The organism is Neochlamydia sp. S13 (assembly GCF_000648235.2).
Lineage (GTDB): Bacteria > Chlamydiota > Chlamydiia > Chlamydiales > Parachlamydiaceae > Neochlamydia.
This window is the reverse complement of record NZ_AP017977.1, coordinates 2,494,047-2,518,065: the sequence shown is the minus strand read 5'-3', so window position 1 is coordinate 2,518,065 and position 24,019 is coordinate 2,494,047. Positions and strand designations below refer to the sequence as shown.

14 protein-coding genes are annotated in these 24,019 nt (G+C 37.6%); 4 read left to right on the top strand and 10 right to left on the bottom strand.

Features of this window, described 5'->3' with window-relative positions; translation table 11 throughout:
- Positions 1-329 precede the first annotated feature (329 nt).
- Both TY21_RS09710 and mgtA read left to right on the top strand, forming a co-directional pair.
- Positions 330-2,903, top strand: coding sequence for a hypothetical protein (locus TY21_RS09710; RefSeq protein WP_042242273.1), 2,574 nt, complete (start codon positions 330-332; stop codon positions 2,901-2,903).
- 243 nt (positions 2,904-3,146) lie between these two features.
- Positions 3,147-5,828, top strand: a complete 2,682-nt coding sequence (gene mgtA, locus TY21_RS09705; RefSeq protein WP_079979959.1) for a magnesium-translocating P-type ATPase — start codon at positions 3,147-3,149, stop codon at positions 5,826-5,828.
- Between the two features lie 492 nt (positions 5,829-6,320).
- Here the strand turns inward: mgtA and TY21_RS09700 are convergent, their stop codons facing one another.
- The 3 genes from TY21_RS09700 to smc all read right to left on the bottom strand — a co-directional run bounded on the left by TY21_RS09700 (position 6,321) and on the right by smc (position 14,896).
- On the bottom strand, positions 6,321-8,402 hold the full coding sequence (locus tag TY21_RS09700; RefSeq protein WP_052354578.1) for a leucine-rich repeat domain-containing protein: 2,082 nt from the start codon (positions 8,400-8,402) through the stop codon (positions 6,321-6,323).
- 927 nt (positions 8,403-9,329) lie between these two features.
- On the bottom strand, positions 9,330-10,580 hold the full coding sequence (gene ltrA, locus TY21_RS09695) for a group II intron reverse transcriptase/maturase (protein ID WP_174232785.1): 1,251 nt from the start codon (positions 10,578-10,580) through the stop codon (positions 9,330-9,332).
- Between the two features lie 764 nt (positions 10,581-11,344).
- Entirely contained in the window at positions 11,345-14,896 is a 3,552-nt protein-coding gene (smc, locus tag TY21_RS09690) for a chromosome segregation protein SMC (protein WP_042240566.1), read from the bottom strand.
- A gap of 461 nt (positions 14,897-15,357) precedes the next feature.
- On the opposite strand from smc, the gene TY21_RS09685 reads away from it, so the two are divergent.
- A complete protein-coding gene (locus TY21_RS09685) occupies positions 15,358-16,281 on the top strand; it encodes a TerC family protein (RefSeq protein WP_042240563.1) in 924 nt (307 codons plus the stop codon).
- Here the strand turns inward: TY21_RS09685 and TY21_RS09680 are convergent.
- Complete coding sequence (locus TY21_RS09680) at positions 16,255-16,716, bottom strand: hypothetical protein (protein ID WP_042240558.1); 462 nt, start codon at positions 16,714-16,716, stop codon at positions 16,255-16,257. The genes TY21_RS09685 and TY21_RS09680 overlap by 27 nt on opposite strands.
- Before the next feature lie 99 nt (positions 16,717-16,815).
- Between TY21_RS09680 and TY21_RS09675 the strand changes: the two genes are divergently transcribed.
- A complete protein-coding gene (locus TY21_RS09675) occupies positions 16,816-17,133 on the top strand; it encodes a hypothetical protein (RefSeq protein ID WP_042240555.1) in 318 nt (105 codons plus the stop codon).
- 221 nt (positions 17,134-17,354) lie between these two features.
- Here the strand turns inward: TY21_RS09675 and proS are convergent, their stop codons facing one another.
- The 6 genes from proS to prfB form a co-directional block, all read right to left on the bottom strand.
- Positions 17,355-18,878: a proline--tRNA ligase gene (gene proS / locus TY21_RS09670; protein ID WP_042240552.1), complete on the bottom strand. Its 1,524-nt coding sequence runs from the start codon at positions 18,876-18,878 to the stop codon at positions 17,355-17,357.
- A 326-nt stretch (positions 18,879-19,204) separates the two neighbouring features.
- Positions 19,205-20,215: a hypothetical protein gene (locus TY21_RS09665; protein ID WP_042240549.1), complete on the bottom strand. Its 1,011-nt coding sequence runs from the start codon at positions 20,213-20,215 to the stop codon at positions 19,205-19,207.
- Between the two features lie 592 nt (positions 20,216-20,807).
- On the bottom strand, positions 20,808-21,533 hold the full coding sequence (locus tag TY21_RS09660; RefSeq protein WP_042240546.1) for a YebC/PmpR family DNA-binding transcriptional regulator: 726 nt from the start codon (positions 21,531-21,533) through the stop codon (positions 20,808-20,810).
- Positions 21,534-21,578: 45 nt separating this feature from the next.
- Positions 21,579-22,256 carry a hypothetical protein gene (locus TY21_RS09655; protein ID WP_042240545.1) on the bottom strand — a complete coding sequence of 226 codons (678 nt, stop codon included), beginning with the start codon at positions 22,254-22,256 and terminating at the stop codon, positions 21,579-21,581.
- Positions 22,257-22,302: 46 nt separating this feature from the next.
- Positions 22,303-22,815, bottom strand: coding sequence for a GNAT family N-acetyltransferase (locus TY21_RS09650; RefSeq protein WP_042240542.1), 513 nt, complete (start codon positions 22,813-22,815; stop codon positions 22,303-22,305).
- Positions 22,812-23,907 (bottom strand): peptide chain release factor 2 gene (prfB, locus tag TY21_RS09645; RefSeq protein WP_174232796.1). Its coding sequence is split into 2 segments (ribosomal slippage): positions 22,812-23,837 and positions 23,839-23,907, totalling 1,095 coding nucleotides; the frame shifts between segments, so codons are not numbered across the junction. Before prfB ends, TY21_RS09650 begins: the two co-directional genes overlap by 4 nt.
- Positions 23,908-24,019: the final 112 nt, after the last annotated feature.

Below are 24,019 nucleotides of genomic sequence, written 5' to 3'. Positions count from 1 at the left end.
CTCTTATTTGCCACAAGAATTATTTCTTTAATGGCAAACCTTGGTTTATTTGACATACAAAAATTCTTTTCCTATACTCTGTGATTATTTCTGTAGAGCAGGAAAAAGGTCAATTTTAAGCCATTTTCAAGAAGGAACGTATACGAGTGAATGGATAAGGTCTTAGTAGATGGAATCAATAGATCCTTCCATTTAAGCTACTAACTAAAGTCTTTTCCTTAAAAATTCATTAATCATAATAATTTGGAGTATTATTCATATTTTATCTGGTTATTTAAACTCTATTTTTATATAATAAAGTCAATTTTCATTTATTAGTGAGAAAAAATATGACACATGCCAGTGCTTTTAAAACATCTGCTTCTAGAAGATCTGAGAAAATGGAAGATTTAGATGTTGCGACGCTCGACAAGGATCAAGGCTCATCGTCCATTGTAAAGAAAGATTCAGCGGGCAGATCTTACACCATCTACACTGAAAATATTTACCATTCTAGCTATGCCTGGCGAGTAAAAAAAGGCTTAATAGCTTTGGCTGCTACCTTTTTTTCTTGTGGATTAGCATTGATATCAAAAAGTGTAAGAAAATTTTGGCACGAATGTATAAGCGGTATCGAAACTAAGCAGATTAAAGTCTTGACCAGGTTAAATCCGACCGATGAGAAAACCAAAAATATAGGTAGTAATAAATTTTCTTCTCCAACTCTACCTGAGCAAAAGCTTTCTTCAGTTAAAAAAGAGGTCAATCCTCTTCCCTCTTTTTCTTCTCCTACTTATCACTCTTTAGAAAAGGAAAAGCTTCCCTCTACGTTTACCCCGCAAGCTCTACCTGAAGAAAGCACCTCAATACCTAAGTCTGCTCTTTTACCTCAAAGCCAATCTCTACTTTTTCAACTCTTTTTTCCTTCTACTAAGGAAATTGAAAGCTTAAATACAAAAGAGATCCCTCCTATTCTTAGCTTAGAGCCAAAAGAGGCACAGCTAAATCAGCCAGGTAATCTTTTTACAGAAACGCATGATCGCTATCATAATCGGATAGAGGGTGTCATGAAGCAACCGCTGCATACATGGCTCCAAAGAGAAGAACATGAAATGCGACACATTACAGGCTTACAAAAAGAGAGCTTGCTTAGTTTTCAGAAGCGTATTGAGGATAGGCTCAATCAATTTAATCAATCTTTTCAGTTGCTACCTCGTTTTCGACGATTAGCAAAAAATCCTCTTCTCAAGGAGCTGAAAATTAAAGACCTCGAAGCTGCATGGGAGCAGTCGGCTCTTAAAATTTTTCTGCTAGATGAAGAAGAAGTGTCTAATATGAGCATAGACGCTATCAACAAATTATCTACTAGGCAGGCAAAGTTTCTAAGCCAGCAAGCCACGATGTTAAGAAAGAAAGAGCTTGGCTTAGCTATTAATTCCGCCGAGACTTTGAAAAAATTGACTTTATGGGATCTACGCCAAGTAAATATAAGTTCCCTTGAGCTGGTGATAGAGCATTTATCAAGCAATTTAATCGAATGCTTAACTGAAGAGCAAAAGTTAGGCCTTAATATCGATCTTCTAAGTGCTAAGCAGTTTAGAATTATTTACAAGAATGAAAAAAGTATCAAAGCTTTATCTGCAAACGCTCTAGTGATTGGCTTAAATAATGGCTTATTTGATGGAAAAATTAGTAGGCTAATCTCTTCTGAGCAAGTGAGAAATATAAACTTTACGCAAGTGAATCTAGATGAGCAAGAGCATAATCAAATGATCCTCAATACGATCATCGATACAATCACCAAGAAAGATAAGAGCTTACAAAGCCTTCAGCAGGCTAGCCTTTTATACTTATTGCCTTTCATCAACCCTATTTATCTTCGTCATTTAACACCAGAGCAAATTCAAGCGATTGATTTTAAAAATGAGAAAATTACACAGGCTATGGTTAGCGGGATAATAGGATGGAAAGGATGGCAGCGAACAAATTCACCTAGCAACCTTCAATTTTTTACGCCTCAGCAAATTATCAACTGCTTACAAAGAAATCTATTCAATTCTGAAGCTTTACAGTCTATCTCAGGAAAACAGGTAGAACAGCTAGATTTTACCCAATTGGATTTATATAAGCTCGAACAGGATCGCCTTATTTTTGTTTGCCTGAATACGATCATACACAGGCTCACTATACAAGACTCTAGTTTAAAAAGCCTCCAAGAGCCTAGCTTCTTATACTTATTGCCTTTTTTAAACCCCGTTTATCTCAATTATTTGACTCAGCAACAGATTCAACAGATTGATTTTAAAAAAGAAAACATTACGCAAGCTATGGTGGATGAAATCGTAGGAGAATCCAGAACAAATGGAATAAAAAATACCATAGAATTTTTTGAACCCCAGCAAATCATCGACTGCCTACAAAGAGATTTACTCAGTCCTGAAGCTGCGCGTCTACTTTCTGCAGAAAAAATTAAGCAGATAGATTTCACTAAGATTGAACTTCTTACGCTCTCTCCTGCTAGTAAGGCTGCTATCAATGTTTTTATGCATACTCTTACTATAAAAGATAAGAGTCTACAAAACCTTGGGAAGAGTAGCCTTTTATATTTATTGCCGATTATACCGCTTTCCTTACTTAATTATCTTAGCCGTGAACAAATCCAAGCGATTGATTTTAAAAAAGAAAGCATAACCCCAGACATGCTAAAAGGAATTCTAGGAGTCGATCACACATCTAGGCCTATAAAAACTTTAGAATTCTTTATGCCAGCGCAAATTATAGACTGTTTAAAAAGAGATCTATTTGATATGCGATCAGCTCTCTCTTTAACTCCTCAACAAATTGCTCAAATAGACTTAAAAAAAATTGAACCTAAAACCATGGTTATCCTAGCTCTTATTCGCCGCCATTCACTTAAAAATTAAGAGAACTTAAAGTTTACCTAATAAACTGCAAGCGGTTAGAATGGAAGATTGTTTCTAAGTCTTAAGTTATTGTTTCTTAAGACTAAAAAACATTTTCTGGAATAAGGCTAGCAAGAGAGTTTAACTAAAAATTAGACGCACTACTTGAATTTTTTAGATAAGCAGTCTGGCTCGATTAAATGCCTGTAAATTTCTCTATCCTACTTAAGGCCTTCAATTTTTTCTAAAAAGGGAATCCCCGAGATGAGAAAGTTTTTTCTCAGTAAAGTTTCTTTCCCCCTACTTCCTAAATTTTCTCTGCGTTCTCCTATACTTCCTGAAGAGAGCAGGCAAACTTTTTCTCTTTTAACTCCCTTTTTAAACATCTCTTCTACAGAAGTATTGCTAAAATTAAATACAACGCTTAAGGGATTAAGGACTAATGAAGCTAAAGCTAGACTTGAGAAGTATGGGCTAAATGATATTAAAGGCGATAAACCTGCTAATAAATACACTCTGCTATTAAAGTATTTTATTAATCCTTTTATTGTTTTGTTGGTAATGCTTGCAGGCATTTCTTTATTTTTAAGTAATATAGACGCAGCCATTATTATTTCAGTGATGGTAGCTATCAGCGTGATAATAAGATTTTTTCAAGAGTGGCAGTCGAAAAAGACGGCAGCGAAACTTAAGGCCATGGTAAGTACCCAAGCAACCGTGCTGCGGCGTGAAGACTCGAATAGTGAACCCCAAAAACAAGAGATAGATATTAAGCTTTTAGTACCTGGCGACATTATCCATCTATCAGCGGGAGATATGGTACCAGCAGATGTGAGATTACTCTCTGCCAAAGAATTATATGTTAGCCAGTCATCCCTATCAGGAGAATCTTTACCCGTCGAAAAAGAAGCTATTTCTCATCCTGCTAGGAGCACAGAAAATTTATGGGAAATGCCCCATCTTTGTTTCATGGGCACTCATGTTTTCAATGGAACTGCTCTAGCAGTTGTCCTAACAACCGGAGAGCATACATATCTTGGTGGAATGGCAAAAAGCATAACCCACCCTCGTCCCCTAACCGCTTTTGACATAGGAATTAGTAAGGTCAGTTGGCTGCTCATTCGGCTAATGTGCATAACAGTCCCCATAGTTTTTTTGTTGAATGGATTCATTAAAGGAGATTGGCTGGAGTCTTTACTGTTTGCGTTGTCAGTAGCCGTAGGTCTAACACCTGAAATGCTTCCTATGATTATAACTGTTAATCTTGCTAAAGGTGCCGTAAGCATGTCTCATCATCGGGTAATCGTCAAGCACTTAAATGCCATCCAAAATTTTGGAGCTATGAATATCCTTTGTACAGATAAAACAGGCACACTTACTCAAGATAAAGTCATCCTAGAGAGGCATTTAGATATCGAGGGAAACGATAATCAAGAAGTGTTGCTTTTTGGTTATTTAAACAGCTTTTATCAAACCGGCCTCAAGAATCTTCTAGACAAAGCTATCTTAGAACATAGCGAAATAGAAAAAACTTTAGATTTAAGAACCAATTATAAAAAAATAGACGAAATTCCTTTTGATTTCGTGCGTAAAAGAATGTCTGTTATCGTAGAAAAAAATGCGCATGAACATCTTTTAATCTGTAAAGGTGCCTTTGAAGAAGTTTTAAGCCTGTGTAGTGGGGTCAAAATAAAAGGCTCTACTCTTTCTTTGTCTCTTTCTCTCAAAGATAAAATAAATAACTTAGCGAAGGAACTTTATCAAGAAGGCATGCGTATTTTAGCTGTGGCTTACAAATGCGTAGAGCCTACTGAAAGCAAGGAATATACGGAAAAGGATGAAAAGGAGATGGTACTTCTCGGCTTACTAACTTTTCTTGATCCTCCTAAATCAACAGCAGCAGAAGCCATCGCTCAATTACGCTGCCAAAATGTTCAGGTTAAAATTTTAACAGGAGATAATGAGTGGGTAACCCATCGAATTTGTCAATGGGTCAATCTTAAAGTTGAGAATTCTCTTACCGGGCATGAACTTGAAAAAATGAACGATAAAGAACTTTCAAATGTAGTAGACCACACAACCCTTTTTACTAAATTAACGCCTCTTCAAAAATCTAGAGTAATTGCCTCATTAAAATCTAATGGCCATATAGTAGGGTATTTAGGAGATGGAATTAATGATGCTCCTGCCCTTTGCGAAGCTGATGTAGGGATTTCTGTTGATACAGCTGTCGATATCGCTAAAGAATCAGCTGATATCATCATGCTAGAGAAAAGTTTACTTTTTTTAAACGCTGGGGTGGTCGAAGGGCGTAAGACCTTTGGTAATATTCTCAAATACCTAAAGATGGCTTTAAGCGCAAATTTTGGAAATGTGTTTAGTATTCTAGGAGCTAGTGCTTTATTTCCTTTTCTACCTATGTTGCCTATTCAATTACTAATTCAAAATCTTTTGTATGAGATTTCACAAGCGACCATACCTTGGGACCACGTGGATCCAGAGTTTTTAGCCTATCCTCAGCGTTGGGAACGTGGAGATATAGCTAAATTCATGCTGGTGGTAGGGCCTATAAGCTCAATTTTTGACTATATAACTTTTGCCGTTATGTGGTTCATTTTTGCTGCCAATACTCCTGAGAAACAATCTATATTCCAAACGGGCTGGTTTATAGAAGGATTACTTTCTCAGACATTAATCGTACACATGATTCGAACTCCCAAGATTCCTTTTATTCAAAGCATGACCGCATGGCCGCTTACATTAACAACATGGGTAATTATAGCTATAGGAATTTACCTTCCTTATGCATGCATAGGAGCAAGTATTGGATTGGTACCTTTGCCCTGGAGTTATTTTCCTTGGCTATTAATTATTTTATTAGGGTATTGTCTTCTCACCCAGCTAGTAAAAATGTGGTTTATAAAAAAGTTTGGACGTTGGCTATAAAAGCTTTCCAGTTTGCCGGGGAAAGCTATTAGCTTAATAGTTCGCTAGTAGGGCTTTAAACCAATAGCGTTTACTTATTGACAAGGTAAAAAAATTTACTTTTCTTTAGAAAAAAATTATAGAGTTTAAATAGCTCGAGGTGCATACCTAACTGATTCGGCAAGCTATTCTAAATCAAGAGATAGCAAGGAAAAAATTTCGTTCCCTTTTAAAATACCCTCCTAGTTTTTTAAGCCTACAATAAATTATAGGGTTATAAGCAGCTCCATATGCAATCATACCTTTAAAAAAGCTAGAGTCTTAAGTTAGGAAAGATAGTTAGTGAAGGCTTAGCTTCTTCTTTAAAGCGTAAGGCTTGCTTTTTTTTAAATGAAGTAGGGAATAAAATACAAACTTTTTTAGCCGCAGATGGAAAATGCTGCCATATTTCGCCTAAGATGTTTTTCAGCAAATTTCTTATTAACTTAAGTTCAAATAGCTCAGTTGCTAGCTCTATCTCCGCAGAAAAGGGGTAAGTTGGCTGCGCTCTAAGCAAAGGTTTTCAAGCTGAAAAAGCTGCCTTATCTCTTCTACAGGAACAGTAGTAAGCTGGTTGCCCTCTAAGTCAAGTATTTTCAAACGAGAGAGTCGCCCTATCTCCGCAGGAATAGCGGTTAGCTGATTGTTGCTTAGCCAAAGCTCTTGCAGCTTGGAAAGCTGCCCGATTTCTGGAGGAATAACGGTTAGCTGGTTGTTATTTAATAGAAAGCTTCGCAATTCGTTAAGCTGCCCTATCTCTGTAGGGACGCTGGTAAGCTGGTTGTGCTCTAAGTTAAGCATTCGCAGCTGAGAGAGTTGCCCTATTTGTGCAGGAAGACTGGTAAACTTGTTGTGATTTAACACAAGGCCTAGCAGCTCGGTAAGCTGTCCTATCTCTGTAGGAATAGTGGTTAGCTGGTTGTGGTCTAAGTAAAGCCTTGTAAGCTGAGAAAGCTGCCCTATCTCTGCAGGAATAGTGGTTAGCTGGTTGTTGCTTAACCAAAACTCTTGCAGCTTGGAAAGCTGACTTATCGCTGTAGGAACAGCTATTATCTGATTATTATCTAAGGTAAGAGTTTGCAGCTGCGATAAATGCCCTATCTCTGCAGGAATAGCGGTTAGCTGATTGTTGCTTAGCCAAAGCTTTCGCAGCTTGGAAAGCTGCCCTATCGCTGTAGGAACAGCAATTATCTGATTATTATCTAAGGCAAGAGTTTGCAGCTGCGATAAATGCCCTATCTCTGCAGGAATAACGGTTAGCTGGTTGTTGCTTAACCAAAGCCCTTCCAGCTCGGAAAGCTGTCCGATAGCTGTAGGAATAACAATTATCTGATTATTATCTAAGGCAAGAGTTTGCAGCTGCGATAAATGCCCTATCTCTGCAGGAATAGTGGTTAACTGGTTGTTGTTTAATTGAAGCTTTCGCAGCTCAGAGAGCTGCCCTATCTCTGCAGGAAGAGTAGTAAGCTGGTTGTTGCTTAATCTAAGAACTTCTAGCCAAAGGAGCTGTCCTATTTCGGCAGGAAGAACGGTGAGCTGGTTATCGTTTAGTAAAAGCCAAGTTAGCTCAGACAGCTGTCCAATCTCTGCAGGAACAGCGGTGAGCTGGTTATCATTTAAGAAAAGTCCTGTTAGCTTAGAAAGCTGCCCTATCTCTGCAGGAACAGCGCTAAGCTGATTATCGTTTAGTAAAAGCCAAGTTAGCTCAGACAGCTGCCCAATCTCTGCAGGAACAGCGGTGAGCTGGTTATCATTTAAGAAAAGCCCTGTTAGCTTAGAAAGCTGCCCTATCTCTGCAGGGACAGCAGTGAGCTGGTTGTACCCTAAGTTAAGGTTTGTGAGCTGCGAGAGCTGTCTTATTTCGGCAGGAACAGCCGTTAGCTGGTTATCGTTTAGTAAAAACCACGTTAGCTTAGACAACTGCCCAATCTCTGCAGGAAGAGTGGTAAGCTGGTTGTTGTTTAACGAAAGCTCTTCCAGCTGCGATAATTGCCCTATTTCTGGGGGTAAAAGGGTTAAGCCAATTCCTTCTAACTGTAAACTCGCAATATCTTTGCCATACCTTTCAATCCACTCTTTAAAAAGCTCTCCTTTTTTTGCTAAAGGCAAATACTTGATTTCTTCTTGCTCTAAATATCCCTCTCCACCAGTTAATTTTTTCCACATTAAAAGGCGATTAATATTTAATAGATAAAAGGCGTAATTAGCGGCTGTAAAACACTTATTTTCTGCAGGGTTATTTATAAATTCTAGAGGTGATAGAGATTTAGCTAAAGTAAAGGTTTGCTTAAAGATTGCCTTTACTTTTTGCATTGGAAGAAGCTCATGGTCTAGCTTATAAATTTCATCTAAAATAAGAGCATGCTTGCTAACATTTCCTGGAGGAAAATGAATTTCAACTATTTGCCTATAAAGAGAAGGCATGACTTCAGTAGCTAGAAGATGGCGCCATTTTCTACACACATTAGATGAGGAAGGTGTGGCGCAATATTTCAAAATGGAAGTTAGTACTTCATTAGGTAAGTGCTCAAGGGCAATAGAATTATTAGTATGCATTTTATAGCCTTTATTAAGATTTATCTAAATCCTTAAGTCTCTTTTTAATGAAAAAGATATAAAAAAAACCCAAAGCATGCAAGGAAATGCTAGCAATAGATTCAAAGATTAATTCTCTTTTCAGACTATAGACTTGGTTCCTTTAAAAGATGCTATATTGTTTTTCTCTTAAGAGCTTCGGTTTGCATTCCTCTTTTACTATACCTTGATATAGGTGCATTGATGTTCTAGCCTCGCTTTATCTTCAAACTGACTTTCGATCTTTTGCTTAGGAAATTGATTGTTTAAAAAGACTTGTCTTATTTTCCTAAACTGGCTTTGTATACTAAGGATTAGCTTGCATTCCTATAAGAACAGAGAATTAAAATCTTCCAAGTATCCCAGCCAAGTTTTTGCCAAGCTTTTATGAGGTGAATTAAAGATCAGGTAATTGAAACACAATGATTGATTTGCAAAGCTTTTCGGCTCTTTTCCCCTTTAGTTATTTGAGACCTTCTGTCTTTCAGCCCTTCTAAATGATGACGATAGCATCATTATAACCGTTTCTCAATAGCATATGCACAATAGCGGGCGCGCTTTTATTATTTGCTAAGCACTTTTTGCTTTCATCGCCCTGGCTAATTAAATTGGGACTAGACTCACCTTAAGCTTTCTTTTTAGCCAGGGTGTTTAATTCCTCAATCTGTATGATAAAACCCTATAAACCCAGTTTCTCTCTCCTCAACAGGTTATTCGAATTTGAAAAAAGGCCCTCTGTATCCCTACACAATATTACTCAGATAGCTTTTTAAGCGTATAAACAGATGATTGCGCATTTAAAAAATTTAAGTCTTTATTATACGCTTTGAAAAAAGTCGAGTAGCGCGAGGGGATCACACCCTCACGCTCTCACAGTTCCGTACGTGAGCCTCTCAGCTCATACGGCTCCTATTGTCTAGTCGCAGGTATGGCGCCCATTTTCCAGTGAGCAAATAGCTGAGGTTCTCGTTTTGCGATCCCTCCCAACCAATGCATTGCCCTTCTGCTGTGGCCTCTTAACTTCTTGTATTTCCTTTCCGCCCACCTTGCTAATGTACGGTTTGCAACATTGAAAATTTGATAGAGTTCTGATTTGTAATATTTACCATAGTAGTTGATCCAACCTCTTATCATGGGGTTAAACATTCTTGATAAATCTACAATCTTCTTGTCACTGCGCAGATGCATTTTCCAACTTCTCATCGTACTCGTTATTGCTTTCTTTGCTTTATTGCTTACTGCGGGACTAAAGTTGATGAAGAGCTTTCCATACCGATTCTTTGATCTTCTGGCTCTAAAAGTATATCCCAAAAAATCAAATTTCTCGTTTAGGTATCTTTTTCTTCGTTCATCATCTTTGCAATAGACGATTTTTGTCTTTGCAGGATGCAACTCCAGTTTGCATTGAGCTAAGCGTTCTGCAATAGCTTTCTTTATTTCGTTGGCTTGCGCTTCCGTTTGACAGTGAACCACTATATCATCAGCATAACGCTCGAATGGATTACCTGGATAGCATTTCCTCATCCATTCGTCTAAGGCATAATGAAGAAATAGATTGGCTAGTAAAGGGCTGATTACACCCCCTTGTGGAGTCCCTCTATCTCTTTTTATAAGTTTCCCGTCTGCATCTTGCTCTGGCGCTTTTAGCCAGCGTTCTATATACAGAAGAATCCATTGGCTTTCGGTGTGTTTCCTTACGGCTCTCATCACGAGCTCGTGGTCTAAATTATCGAAAAATCCTTTGATATCAAGGTCAATAACATAGTCGTTGCGCCAACATCTCTGTCTAGCGACTCCTACGGCTTCTAACGCTGATTTTCCAGGTCTGTACCCATAAGAATCAGGATGAAAATGTGGGTCAATCTCTGGCTCTAGATACAGCTTAACGACCATCTGTGCGATTCTGTCTGATACTGTGGGTATTCCCAGCTTTCTCAGCTTTCCATCACTTTTTGGTATGGCAACTATCTTTACGGGAGGCGGAAAGTAGCTCCCCGACGATAGGCGATTCCAAAGTTTATACAGATTGTCTTTAAGATTCTTTTCAAATTCTTCTATAGACTCTTCGTCAACACCTGCTGCTCCTTTGTTAGCTTTTACTCTCTTGTATGCTTCCCATACAATGGATTTAGAAATACAATACGACTTTGCTGTATTCATCGATTCCTCCTGTTTCCAGTTGTTCGATTAATCTTAAGCTAAACAATATAGTCCCCTTCGCTCCACCTCCATTACAGAGGTCTCCTCACTACTACGGGCTATTCCGCCCCTGTTCCTTGCATCGGTACTCTGGTTCTTATGGGGCTTCCATTTGAACTTCTCCCTTTTCATCAAGGCGACAGGTTCCCACGTTCCGTATAAGAGCCTGTAGTTAAGTTCACGTCACCTTTATGCCGGATGCCATCTAAGCAGTTAATATTAGGTTTCCCTTAGATTTGTCCTGGGTTAACTAAGACCCCCCAGTTTTGACATCATCCCTATGCTTTCGACACGTCATCAGTGATTCATTTGCATTCGTCTCCTTAACTCTCACCTGATATAGTCTTGCTATACCTTTTCCTTAACGCTCACCACATGGGCTCTTTACCCATGCAGCTTAAGGTGGTTTGTAACCTATGCCTAAGTCATCGGTTACTAGGGGCCTTCCCTAATCTCTTGTACAGCATCTTTGACCCGCCGTTGGCTTGTCAAAGTTCGTGGCGCACCTTAGTCTGCATAACCAACCCTCTGAAACATGTCTCTCTACTTAGTTCGAGGGGTTTTTATAAAGTACGGGGCTGCATAAGGAATCTCTTAAAGGCGTATTATAAAAAGAGAAAACACATTACCTTCTATTAAATTTTTTAATAACCTCAACATTTTTATTTAAAAAACTCCTCTTTTTTAAGAAATTTGACTTTTATCCTTTTCTCTCACCACCTAATCTATAAAGTAGATGCAGAAACAGTGTGATTGGAAAATTCGAGAGAGAGAAGTTTAGATATTCCTCGTTCTTGCATCGAAACACCAAAGAGCACATCGGCAATCGACATGGTAATTTTATTATGGGTAATGATGATAAATTGACATTTTTCTAAGAAGTGTTTTACGACATTGACAAATCTTTCCACATTCGTATCATCCAAGGGAGCATCAATTTCATCTAAAATGCAAAAAGGCGCAGGCTTAACTTCAAAAATAGCAAATAATAAAGCTAAGGCTGTTAGGCATTTCTCACCCCCAGACAACAAGTTAATCGAACGCATCTGCTTACCGGGGGGCTGCGCAATAATTTCTATGCCTGCTTCCAGAATATCTTCTGTTTCTGTAAATTGAAGATCAGCTTCCCCTCCATTAAATAAAATTTTAAAGTTTTTCTTAAAGTTCTGGCAAATCAACTCAAAAGTTTCCTTAAAAATCTTTCTACTTTCTCCTTCTAAATGAGCAATGATTTGTATAAGCTCTTGTTTAGATCCATTCAAATCATCAATCTGTTGATTCAAAAATTCGTAACGAGCTTTATGTTGATCAAATTCATGGATAGATGTCATATTGATATCACCTGCAGACTCTATCGTTTGGCGTAAAGCACGAATTTTCTTCTCTCCTTGCTCCATACTTTTTTCTAAAGGAAGATTTAAAGCTTTAACTTCAGGGATAGTTATTTGATAGCGCTGCTGCAGTTCATTCTCTAATGATTGTCTGGAAGATTCTATATGAGCTAACTGAATGGCCGTTTGATGCAGCTCATTTTCTAGTTGTTTTAACTCATGGTAGTACCGAGATAATTGCTCATCCATTCCAGCAAGGGTTAATTTTTTTTCTGCAACTATTTGCTCTTTTTCTGCAAGCAAGTTTACCAATCCTTTCAAATTGCCTTCCGTCTTTTCTAGCATGGAATCAAATTCTTGCACACTTTGCTTGAGCTGTATTTTTACTTGCTGTCCATTTTCAATCTCTTCTAACAAATGCTCTTCGTGTTGCTGGCTCTCCAAATCCTTCACCTCTAATACATTTAAGGCATGGATAAGCTTGCGATTTTCTTCGGCTATCTCCTGTAAAATAGCCTCTTTTTCTTGCATCTCATGACGGGCACTTTTAAGAAGATGTAATCTTTTCTCTACTTCTTCATGAAGGGAGGTGGATAATTTTTGCTCAATCTCTAAGGTTGTTTTGGCATCATGATATTTTAACTTAAGTTCGCTAAGAAGGTTTAAGAGTTGCTCGCTAACTAGCTCAAGAGCTCTATTTTCGGCTTCAAGCTGCTTAACTTCATTTAACGCTTTTTCTAGATCTCCTTGTGTTCGTTGTAAAGCAAAGTTTACTTCTACCAGCTTCATTTCCTCTCGACGAATACCCTTATCCAGCTCGTTTCTTTCTAATTGAAGTTGGGCGTGTCTTTCTTTTAATTTTTTCAATCTGGTCTGAAGATTATTTATTTGCAGCTCTTTTTCCTCTACGCTTTTATGTAAAGCTTTAAGTTCAGCTTCACGTAGAAAAACATTATTTTCCCCTTGAGAAATCGAGAAAAAGACACGATGCCTATCGATATAAGAACCGTCTATTATCCAAATGCTAGCTTCAGGGAAACTTTCAGAAAGCTCTTCAGCCTGCTCTAATGTTTCGACGATAAAACAGTCCTTCAAAAATTGCTTTAAGCCTACAGGAGCCCCAACAAGCTGGGCTAACTCTTTAGCCTTGGGAGAGAGAGGAGATAGCTCGAGGGATGATGCAGTAAGACGATCGAGGCAGATTAAAGAAAAGTCTTTTAGCTTATTTGCGGCTGCATATTCTATTACCTCTTTAAGATGCTGAGATGTATGGACCACTAAAGTTTGTGCATAAGGCTTCATGATCTGCGCTAAAGCCTTTTCAGCTCCCTCTTGGGGGGTTAGATATTCATATAAGCCATAAATCTTATTGTATAAAGGGCTTTTAATATTAGAGGATTCTTGCAAAAGGTGTTTACTGCTAGCTGTGAAGCCTTCTTTATCTTCGCGCAATCTTATGAGAACATTCTGGCGTGCTTTATCTTCAGCTAGCTCACTTTGAGAGCTTATATAATTAGATTGAAGGACATTAATCTCAGCACTCAATACCTGAATCTGCTGTTCTTGCTCATTTAAAATTTCTCTTTGGTTATCTACAATTTCAACAACTTCTTCCACAATTTTCTTCTTTTCGATAACTTGAGATTGCAGTTCTTTAATTAGCTCATTCAAGCGTTCTTGCCGGTTCAGTAAATATTCTCGGCGTTCTTGATGGTTCTCTAATCGCACATTGTTTTGCTTAAGATTACTTTCTATCTCATTTTCAGCTTGCACAAATTTTATCAACTTGTGCTGAGCATGCTGATATTGTTCGCGCACGGCAGACAACTCGTCTTCCATACTTTTAACTTTATCGCGTTGCAGTTGCGAAGCTGTTAACATTTGTTGTAAGCACTCTTCCCTCTCTTGCTGCTGTTTCTGTATGTTAACTTTTTCAGCTTGTCGCATCTGCCGTTTTTCTAACATATTTTCCAGTTCGTGCTGCCAGCGCTTTTCTTTTGTAACCGTTTCTTTTAAACGCTCTTGATAGGAAAGTTTTTCGCGTCTCTTAATTTCTTTTTCACTTTGAGTTTGATAAAGCTTTTCTTGCTGCTTGCGTAAATCCAATTCACTTTCTTCTTGAATAGCTTTGGCTGCTTGTAATTCTTTTTTCATTTCTTCTATTGTCGTTAACATTTCTGCATGCAACAACTTCTGCGTCTCTTCTTTTTTAAATATCTCTTGGCATCTATGTTGTAAGTTGTCATATTTAATAACAAAAATGCCTTTTTCCAAAATTTCTAATTGTTGCTTGTGCTCTTTAAAAAGGCGCGCTTTTTCAGCTTGCTGCTCCAAAACAATGATTTGCTTTTCAACTTCTAAATGAATATCCTTAACTCGCATAAGATTCTGATCGGATTGCTCTAACTTGCGCAAAGCTTCGCGTTTACGTTGCAAAAAACGAAGGATTCCTGAAGCTTCTTCAAAAATATACCTCCTTTCTAAAGGAGTATAGTTAATAACCTGGTCAATTTTCCCTTGCTCAAAGATAGAATAAGCATCTTTCCCCATACCAGAATCAAGCAAAAGGCTATGGATGTCTTTAAGGCGTACTTGATGGCCATTGATAAAGTATTCGGATTCCCCACTGCGGTGAAGGCGTCGCATAACAGCTACTTCTGTATATTCAATGGGTAAAGTCTTGTCAGAGTTATCCAATACTATAGCCACTTCGGCAAAATTAAGAGCTTTACGTGTAGAGGTACCAGCAAAAATAACATCATTCATTTTATGCCCACGCATAGACTTAGCAGATTGCTCACCCAACACCCATCGAAAAGCGTCAGCAATGTTAGATTTTCCACAACCATTGGGGCCTACAATAGCTGTAATCCCTTCGTTAAATTCAAGAGTAGTGCTTTCTGCAAATGACTTAAATCCAAAAAGTTTTATCTTTTTTAATTGCATACTCCAGCCTTTCCTTTATCTAATAATTGCCTTCTAGGATATAGAATGAAAGATTCTGTTTCAATATAGAATAGGCCTAGCAGCAAGCTATCTTAGGAAGCGGTCTGTCCTTTTAAATAGAGCAAAAGAAAGCTTGCTTATAAAGGAAAGGAGTTAAGTTCTATCGAACAGGAGAGGGTCTCTATAAAAAACAAGCAAAAAACATAAAAAACTTTATTTCTTTTTCAAAAGAGTTTAAAAAGAAAATTCTTGAATAGCCTGCAAAAAGAGGAGGCTTTCTGCAAAAGCTAATTTTTTTAAAAAATCAAAAGGTAAAGTAAATTTCCACTGCTTTCATTACTTAAAGCTAAAAATCTAAAAAGATAGGGAAAAATAACAGCGCAGGAAAATGAGAGACGGCGAGCAAAAATTCCACTCATTCAAGAATATAAACGATTATGAAGGCTTAAGGTATCAACCCTATGTTTGAAAACACGATCAGTTTTTGGCTTCTTTTCAATCTTGCCATTCTAATATTTATTTGGTTGGATTTTAAATTCTTTCATGCTAAAGAAAAAGCACTCTCCATAAAGACAGCCCTCATTGCTACAAGTTTTTGGATTGGCCTCGCCCTAGCTTTTAATTTAGGGATCTACTGGACAAGAGGGCTTGAAGATGCCTTAAGTTTTTTAACGGGCTATCTTATTGAATATTCTTTGAGTATAGATAATCTATTTGTTTTTCTCATTATCTTTTCTTATTTTAAAGTTCCCGAGCGCTACACTCATAAAGCTCTTTTATGGGGCATTTGGGGAGCTATCGTTATGAGGGCCTTCTTTATCCTATGCGGTATAGCTCTAATCCAGACTTTTTCATGGGTAATCTATTTATTCGGTGCATTCCTTATCTTTACAGGTATTAAGTTAGGGAAGACTTCAGGTGCGGGTAATTCCCCCGAAAACAACCTAATTATTAAAATTTTTAAACGCTATTTTCCTTTAACAGAAGGCTATGAAGGCGATAATTTCTTTGTAAAAAGAGAGAAAAAACTTTTTGCTACCCCTCTTTTTCTTGTACTTTTAGCTATCGAGACCACTGACGTTGTCTTCGCTATTGATTCCATCCCGGCCATTATGGGTATTACTCAGGATGCAATGATTATTTACTCTTCTAACATTTTTGCAGTTTTAGGGCTGCGCTCCCTTTATTTTGCTCTAGCGAACATGCTACGCCTTTTTCATTATCTTCATTATGGCTTAGCTATCATTTTGATATTTATTGGATTAAAAATGCTGCTTTCAGGGTTTTTACATTTTCCTATTGGGGTGACCTTAAGTGTAATATTCATTATTCTTGTTGCTTCTATTGGATTGTCTTTTTTAAAAAACCAACATAAGAGTGAGTAACCCTACTAAAAATCCCATTAATGCCCCATAAAATAATAGAGTATAGAGCTCTGAGTAAACTAAAGGTAGAAGCAATTTTTCCACTTCTATTCTAGAAGATAGATAGATGAAGGCTTTTTCTTTTAAAGCAGGCATTCTTTTTAAAAGGTTCTCTTTGACTAAACCTTGAACTTTTCCTGATACTGCCTTAGTAAAAAGCATAGCACCCATAGGAATCTGATTTTTCAAATCTTCTATAATTTCCTGCAAATTATCTTCCAAAAGCTCCTGAGCATTAGGCAATAAATCCGTCTGATTGAGAGTTTTACCTAATTGAGCAACCAAGTCATGCTGGCTCCTCTTTAGCTTTCTTCTTAGCAGAAAGTAGGTCATAAGCACGCTCACTATTCCTATTACAGCCCCACAAACAGGAAAAAAATAAATTAGATTTAGCACGGTCCATCCTTGAAAAAAGCAGTAAATACTAATTAATAATTGAATTTTATTTAATTTAATGATAAAGTGTTAGTTATCGTTCATTTAAAGAGGTTATTTATGTTTTCTGCCGACATTTTAGAAGAAAAACTCAATATAAATGAAAGGAAAATGCGAGAGCTGGCTATTCGTTTAGAAAAGCTAGATGAAGATACGCATGCTTTTTTAGAAGAACTGGAAATTTCTCCCGAGCAATTGACCACCTTTATTTCTCAAAAAGAAAATTTCACTGATGACAATTGGCAGGAGCTTCAACAACAAAAAAAACAGATGGACGACAAATTAGAAACAGAGCTTAACAATATTCGCAATCCTCTACAATCTAAGCAAATCTTTTCCTCTTTAAATGTAGCTCGCCATTGGCTATATGTCCGATAGCAAGCCCTCAATTTTTATTGCTCTAGCCTAAAAGCTTTAGGAGACTCCTTCTATCCTCTCCCTCTCCAAATTTTTGAGTCTACTTGAAATGCTCCAAGAGCTTTTTATGACATTTGGTAAGTTTCTCTCTATAAAAAATCTAACAGCTTAAAGCCCTTTTTAAGAAAAAACTCAAAAGGCCAGAGATTAGAGCCTTAGAATACTAGGCAATAAGGCTAGGATTAATAAGATTTTGCAAATATAGCATCTAAGGTAGCAGGTTTCCCAGTCAAAATGCAATGGCCCTGCGTACCGCTTTGATGCATGGGCAAGCAGCGGATAGAGACTTTCAATTCATCAAGCATTTTTTCTGTTCCCTCTTCTCCACACCATTTGGCCAGAACAAATCCGCCATGAATTTCGGGCTTATCCAGGTTAGAGGGAGTAAAAAAGCTTTTCATCTCATCAAAAGTATGGATATCGCGACGAATATTTCCATCCCGGAATTTTTTAGCTTGCTGATAGAGGGCCGATTGAATCTCCTCTAATAACCTTAAACTTTCAGTAGGAATCTGCTCTATTTGTATGGAAAGTTTTTCTTTATGAGGTTTATCTCTTCTATAAACAATTACCGATTGTTTTTCTATATCGCGTGGTCCTACCTCAATGCGCAAAGGCACTCCTTTTTTAATCCACTCCCAATTTTTTTCTCCACCTCGTTTGTCGCGTTTATCAATCCACACGCTGAGAGGTCTCCCTGCATATTGAACTTCTTGCAAGCTGCTTGCAATCTTCTCCGCATAGGCCCACACTTCATCTTCCATCTCAGGTTTCGGGACTACAGGAATGATTACAATTTGCTTTGCTGCTATACGTGGAGGCATTCTTAGGCCATCATCGTCGCCATGGCACATAATCATACCCCCAATCAGACGAGTAGTAATTCCCCATGAAGTTGTAAACCCATACTCCACCTGCCCTGCTTTGTTGCTAAAGCGTATATTAGAAGCTTTAGCAAAATTTTGCCCTAAATAATGCGAAGTTCCCCCTTGTAATGCTTTACGATCCTGCATCATCATTTCAAGAGTGTAGGTGCTTACAGCTCCCGGAAACCGCTCACCGGGAGATTTTTCTCCTATGATAACAGGAAGAGCCAGAACGTTTTCTACAAATTCTCTATACATTTCTAGCATCCGCAGGGTTTCATCTAAAGCCTCTTGGGCGGTAGAATGTACAGTATGCCCTTCTTGCCATAAAAATTCGGTAGTGCGCAAAAATATGCGGGGACGCATTTCCCAACGTACCACGTTCGCCCATTGGTTAATTAGCAAAGGTAGATCCCTATAAGATTCTACCCAACGTGAAAAAGACTCTCCAATAATTGTTTCTGAAGTAGGGCGAACAATAAGCGGTTCTTCTAATTCTCCGGTAGGAACTAAACGACCATTTTTCTCTTCTAAACGATGATGAGTAATAACAGCACATTCTTTAGCAAATCCTTCTACATGCTCAGCTTCTTTTTCTAAATAGCTTAAGGGTATAAAGAGAGGAAAATAAGCATTTTCGTGCCCGCTTTTTTTAATGCGCTCGTCAAGCTGGCGTTGGATATTCTCCCAAATTGCATAACCCCACGGCTTGATAACCATACACCCTCTGACAGGAGAATTCTCGGCCATATCAGCTGCTTTAACTACCTGCTGAAACCATTCGGCATAATCTTGTTCGCGTGTAGGAGTAATGGCGCTTTGGACTTTAGCTTGAGACATTTGATACTTCCATTTCATTTATGAAAGCAATTAATCTAGCGTGTTTTATGTTATCCTACAAGGAAAAGTCTACTTAGCATAAAGAATGGAATTTACTTTGCATCCCTACTACTAAAAGTCTCCAAATAACCTCTCGTTTACTCAATTAAACAAACCTAGGCTTAAGCCAGGTAAACCTTTCTCTTGCAAGCGTTGCATTTCTCAGTTTGCCTAAGAGGGTAAGAAATGAACGTTATTAGATTTTTTAAATTTTAGAGAGCAAGAATAAAAAAGAGCTTTGGCACTATTCTCCAAAACTCTAAGAAATTTTATGGACACTTGATAATCTACAAATGAGGCTCTACGACTATAAAGCTGTGCGACAAATTAGAGGATTCCTGGCTTTTAGATAGATTGGTCTTTTCCAACTCCTGTTTCTGGTCGATTATCTGATCAATAAATTGGTAATGGGCGTACTGTTTTTCTAATTCTTCTTTCAGTCTTTTAACTTCGCTTTTTAAATTTTGAATTTCTAGTTCTCGGTTATCCTTTACATTAATGACGCCTTTAACAGTTCCCCCTTCTAAATTGCTTTCCGTTTTCATCTGGACTCTATACTTATCAAAACAGTGAGGAAGAATAGATAGAATAGAGAGCAAGCGCGCATTCAAATCAAGATAGTCTTTTAAGAGGTTATCACAATCTGATGATTCCTCTTCTTTTTCTTGCCGCCTAGCGAGGGAACGCATGTGATTAAGGAGAGAAAGCACTTGTTGTACTTGCACCTCATTTTCACCTTTCTCTTTTAAAAAAAGCACAATGGTTTGTAAATCTTTTTCAACATTTTTTCGGCCCTCTTCTAAAGTCTTTAGATAACTCTTAATCATCTTATTTTTATCTTCTATTTCTGCTTCTTTTAGCCGCAGTTGCGCATGTAAAACATTTATTTCACTCGTATGCTTTTCTATATTGTTCTCCGCCTTGAGGAGATTTTCATTAGCATTTTTAAGATATTCGTCAATTTTATTATAATTATGCGTCCTTTCAGGAAGCTGAGGATTAATAAGAGGATGAGATTTGTTAGGGTGGCTAAGACGCTCAATATAAAAGGAGCCTACTGCGCTGCTCAAACATACTAATCCACAAGCCAATGCAGCTACTAGCATAGGCAAGGTTGAAAAGCCAATGGCAGCTACGCCACAAGCTACTGTAGCCACTCCTCCGATAACAGCTCCACTCTTGAGTAGATAGTAAGGCAAAGGGAGCGTTTTGCGCCCATTTAAATTGCCTTTTTGGTTTTCTGCCAACCGCGGGTTTTCTAACATACTTACTATTTTAGAGTTTAATACACTCGTCATAGATACCTCCTAATATTACAAGCCCAATAAATTCATCTATATATTCAAAAATATATTTTACACAAGTAAAAAGCAAATTGCTCTTTAACGATTAATTCTTTGGTATTTACTAAATAGATAGGCTAAATGGCTAGCGGTTAACAAACTATTAATATTAAATATCCCCCAAGATTTTTATTTAAATGTTTATAAACAGTTCTCTTAAAAGGTAATGTAGATAAAGTTAAATAAAAGAAAGTAAGCAAAAGAGTCACGCTTTCTAAATTTGCTGCTTAGCTTTCTTAAGCTTGTCATTAGAAAAATTAATAAGGGGTAACAACCACCCTGTTTTTAAGTATGACAGGAAAAAACATCAAAAAACTTTAAACATTTTTTTTAAAATCTGGCTACGAGGGAGAAATGAATAAAATTTTATGTGCTCTTTAGAACTAGCTTAAGAAAAAATTGGGGAAGGTGGGGGTAAGACTTCAACAAACTCTTCTTCGTACAAGGCGATTATTAAGATGGAAGCAAAGAAAAAAAAGCCTTAAAGCTTTTTAAGCTTCGATGGGAAAGATAAAAAATTAAGCCGAGAATTCCTTCTATGCGTTACTTATTCTGAAAAGTTCATGTTATGATAAACAGCATCTACATCATCCAGCGCTTCTAACCATTCTATTAAGGCCAAGTTAGCTTTTGCGCACTCTTCATTACATTCTATAAAAGACTTAGGTATCATTTCTAAGCTAGCTTCCTCGCATGCAATATTCGCTTGATTTAAGGCTTCTTTAACACTATATAAAGCAGTAGGATCTGTGGTGATGAGATAGATCCCATCTTCACTATCAAAGTCTTCTGCGCCTGCTTCTGTGGCTTTTAAAAACAGCTCTTCTTCAGGGGCCTGCCCTTTATTAATCTGAAGAATGCCTTTACGATCAAAATTGAAAGATACGGCACCAGGCGTAGCGATCGTTCCTCCCCTTTTATTGGTAGCAATGCGCATTTCAGAGGCTACACGATTTTTATTATCCGTCATCACTTCAACAATAATTCCTACTCCTCCATGGCCATACAATTCATACATCATCTCTGTATAATCTGCTTGATCGGCATTAGAAGCTTTTTTAATGTTCCGTTCTACAATTTCATTAGGGACATTTGCCGCGCGTGCTTTTTCCAAAGCTAACCTTAAGCGAGGATTGTTTTTTACCTCTGGGCCTCCTCCCACCTTTACAGCGCTAATGATCTCTTTGGCAATACGAGAAAATATTTTGCCTTTTTTAGCATCTGCTTTTCCTTTTCTATGTTTAATATTTGCCCATTTACTATGGCCAGCCATGATAAAATTCCTTTAATTTATAGAGCATTTTTTAAATCTGCAAGCTTAGTCAAGATGCGCGAAAAGGTGCACCCGATGTTTTTTAATCCATTGGTGGGCTATGTCAAAATGCTCGTAACTTTCTTCTTTTGCTTTAAATTCTTTGCTATGAATGCGATGTAGGCCTTTTTCGTCCATGTAAGAAGGACAAATATGATGCAAAATTTCGTGGAAAATAACGTAGTTAATCACATACTTTGGGATGTTCGTGTTATCCAACAAACGATTAATTTTTATTAGCTTAAGAGGGTGATGATAAAGGCCAAAAGTCACACACCTTTTATTAAGTTGAGTATGTTTGCCAAACCACGTAATAAATAATTTTACTTTCCCTTCAAAATATTGATCATTAAGTTCATCGTAAAGATGTTGGAGATTATAAACCTTTCCTTGGCAAGACAGTTTGGATTTGTCTAAGGTATGCGAATAATCAAGCTTTTTAAGGCTATTTTCCATAAAGATTTTGATCTCAGAAGAAATCATCTTATGCTCTTGGCGAATGTAACAAGCCAAAGAATCTAAAACATTTTGAGGAGCCTCTAAAAACATGCGATGTAAAGAAACTTTCGTACAATCAGTTTCCCATCGTACACTTAACATAGTAGAGCGGTTGTCATTAATTTTCAGCTTTAATTTAATACCTGATAAATTTTCGACTTCTTGTTGAAAAACAGTTAGTGTCATAACATAATAAAATTATTTTAATAAAAAACAAGAAATTCTTAAACTATTACAACAAACGTTCCATGAAAACTCGTCCGACATAGAAGCCGTCTTTTTCTTTAATCCAATGCGTCTGCCTTCCAAATTCTCGAAAGCCCATACGAGTATAAAGATGAATGGCAGGGTTTTCTGCATAGACTTGGAGATGTAATACTTCAATCTTAAAGTTTTCTTTCGCCATATGGCTAAGATTACTGATTAGCAAAGTTCCTACACCTTGCCCTCGCATTTCAGGTGCCACAATAATACCAAATTCACACTGATGAGCAAGTTTCCGGTAGGGCTGTAAATATAAGGTAGTAATTCCACAGGGAACGCCCTCTTTGGTGGCTGTTAAGCTGCATTTATACCGGCTAAACCCTATCCACCGTGCCACTGCATCATCTATTTCAACTTCATCAAACATAGGAAACCAACGGGCCACGCTAGGATCTAAAAGCCATTGCTTCAAATATTTTCCATCACTTAAATCTGAATAGCGCAGCTCTATTCCTTCTGGAGAGTTTTTTTTCTCTGTCATTCAAACTCCTTCAAATAAGCATTTACAAAATCATCAAGTTCACCATTCATCACTGCTTGGATATCTCCTGATTCATGTTTAGTTCGAGTATCTTTAACTAAAGTATAGGGTTGGAAAACATAATTACGGATTTGACTGCCCCAGGCAATTTCTTTCTTTTCACCTGAAAGTGCTTTAAGAGCGTTCTCTCTTTCTGTTACTTCTTTCTCATATAATTTTGAGCGCAACATCTTGTGACAGGATTCTCTGTTTTGCACCTGGCTTCGTTGAGTCTGGCTAGAGACCACAATTCCGGTCGGCAAATGTGTCATTCGTACAGCTGAATCCGTTTTGTTAACATGCTGTCCACCAGCTCCAGAGGCACGGTAAGTATCCACTCGGATCTCCTCTGGCTTAATATCGATCACAATATCATCAGTAATTTCTGGAGTTACATCTACGGAAGCAAAACTTGTATGCCTTTTGGCATTGGCGTCAAAAGGAGAGATACGCACCAAACGATGGACACCCTTCTCAGCTTTAGCATACCCATAAGCAAATTCTCCATCAAATTTAAAGGTAATGCTTTTTATACCAGCGACGTCGCCTTCTACCCTATCGATCAACTCTACTTTCCATCCGCGTTTAACTGCCCAACGTTGATACATACGAGATAACATCAAAGCCCAATCGCAAGCTTCTGTTCCTCCTGCCCCTGAGTTAATGCTTAAGTAACAATTTTTATTATCTAGCTCACCCGCAAGCATTTTGCGAATTTCTAAATCATTTAATTTTTTCTCTACTCCATCCAGTTCTTGGACTAATTCATTCACTAATGCTTCATCCCCACTTGCATAAGCTTCAGGCAAAAGTTCTTTAAGATCGCAGAAAAGCCCCTTGCAATTTTGATAAGGAACGCTCCAAGCCTTTAAAGTGTTTGCTTCCTCGATTACTAGCTGAGCTTTTTCGTGATTTTCCCAAAAAGAGGACTTCTCCATAAAAGCTTCTAATTCTTTAATGCGTGCTTCTTTGGAAGCTAAGTCAAAGATACCTCAACATATGCAAAAGTTTATCTTCGATAATTTTTAAACGTTGCTGAGTTTCCGAATTCATAGGTTTCCTTATAAGTTAAGAACTGTCAAATAATATATCTCATAGAGCCATAAAAAGTCAAAGTAGATATAATTGCTTTTTAATAGGGTACCTACGTTCTTCCTACTCATTT

Excerpts from the sequence above, each read along its gene's own strand:
- TY21_RS09685 (WP_042240563.1), top strand. The coding sequence starts at position 15,358 with ATGTTTGAAAACACGATCAGTTTTTGGCTTCTTTTCAATCTTGCCATT.
- smc (WP_042240566.1), bottom strand. The coding sequence starts at position 14,896 with ATGCAATTAAAAAAGATAAAACTTTTTGGATTTAAGTCATTTGCAGAA.
- TY21_RS09650 (WP_042240542.1), bottom strand. The coding sequence starts at position 22,815 with ATGACAGAGAAAAAAAACTCTCCAGAAGGAATAGAGCTGCGCTATTCA.
- mgtA (WP_079979959.1), top strand. The coding sequence starts at position 3,147 with ATGAGAAAGTTTTTTCTCAGTAAAGTTTCTTTCCCCCTACTTCCTAAA.
- TY21_RS09665 (WP_042240549.1), bottom strand. The coding sequence starts at position 20,215 with ATGACGAGTGTATTAAACTCTAAAATAGTAAGTATGTTAGAAAACCCG.
- TY21_RS09675 (WP_042240555.1), top strand. The coding sequence starts at position 16,816 with ATGTTTTCTGCCGACATTTTAGAAGAAAAACTCAATATAAATGAAAGG.
- TY21_RS09655 (WP_042240545.1), bottom strand. The coding sequence starts at position 22,256 with ATGACACTAACTGTTTTTCAACAAGAAGTCGAAAATTTATCAGGTATT.
- proS (WP_042240552.1), bottom strand. The coding sequence starts at position 18,878 with ATGTCTCAAGCTAAAGTCCAAAGCGCCATTACTCCTACACGCGAACAA.
- TY21_RS09700 (WP_052354578.1), bottom strand. The coding sequence starts at position 8,402 with ATGCATACTAATAATTCTATTGCCCTTGAGCACTTACCTAATGAAGTA.
- TY21_RS09660 (WP_042240546.1), bottom strand. The coding sequence starts at position 21,533 with ATGGCTGGCCATAGTAAATGGGCAAATATTAAACATAGAAAAGGAAAA.
- ltrA (WP_174232785.1), bottom strand. The coding sequence starts at position 10,580 with ATGAATACAGCAAAGTCGTATTGTATTTCTAAATCCATTGTATGGGAA.
- TY21_RS09710 (WP_042242273.1), top strand. The coding sequence starts at position 330 with ATGACACATGCCAGTGCTTTTAAAACATCTGCTTCTAGAAGATCTGAG.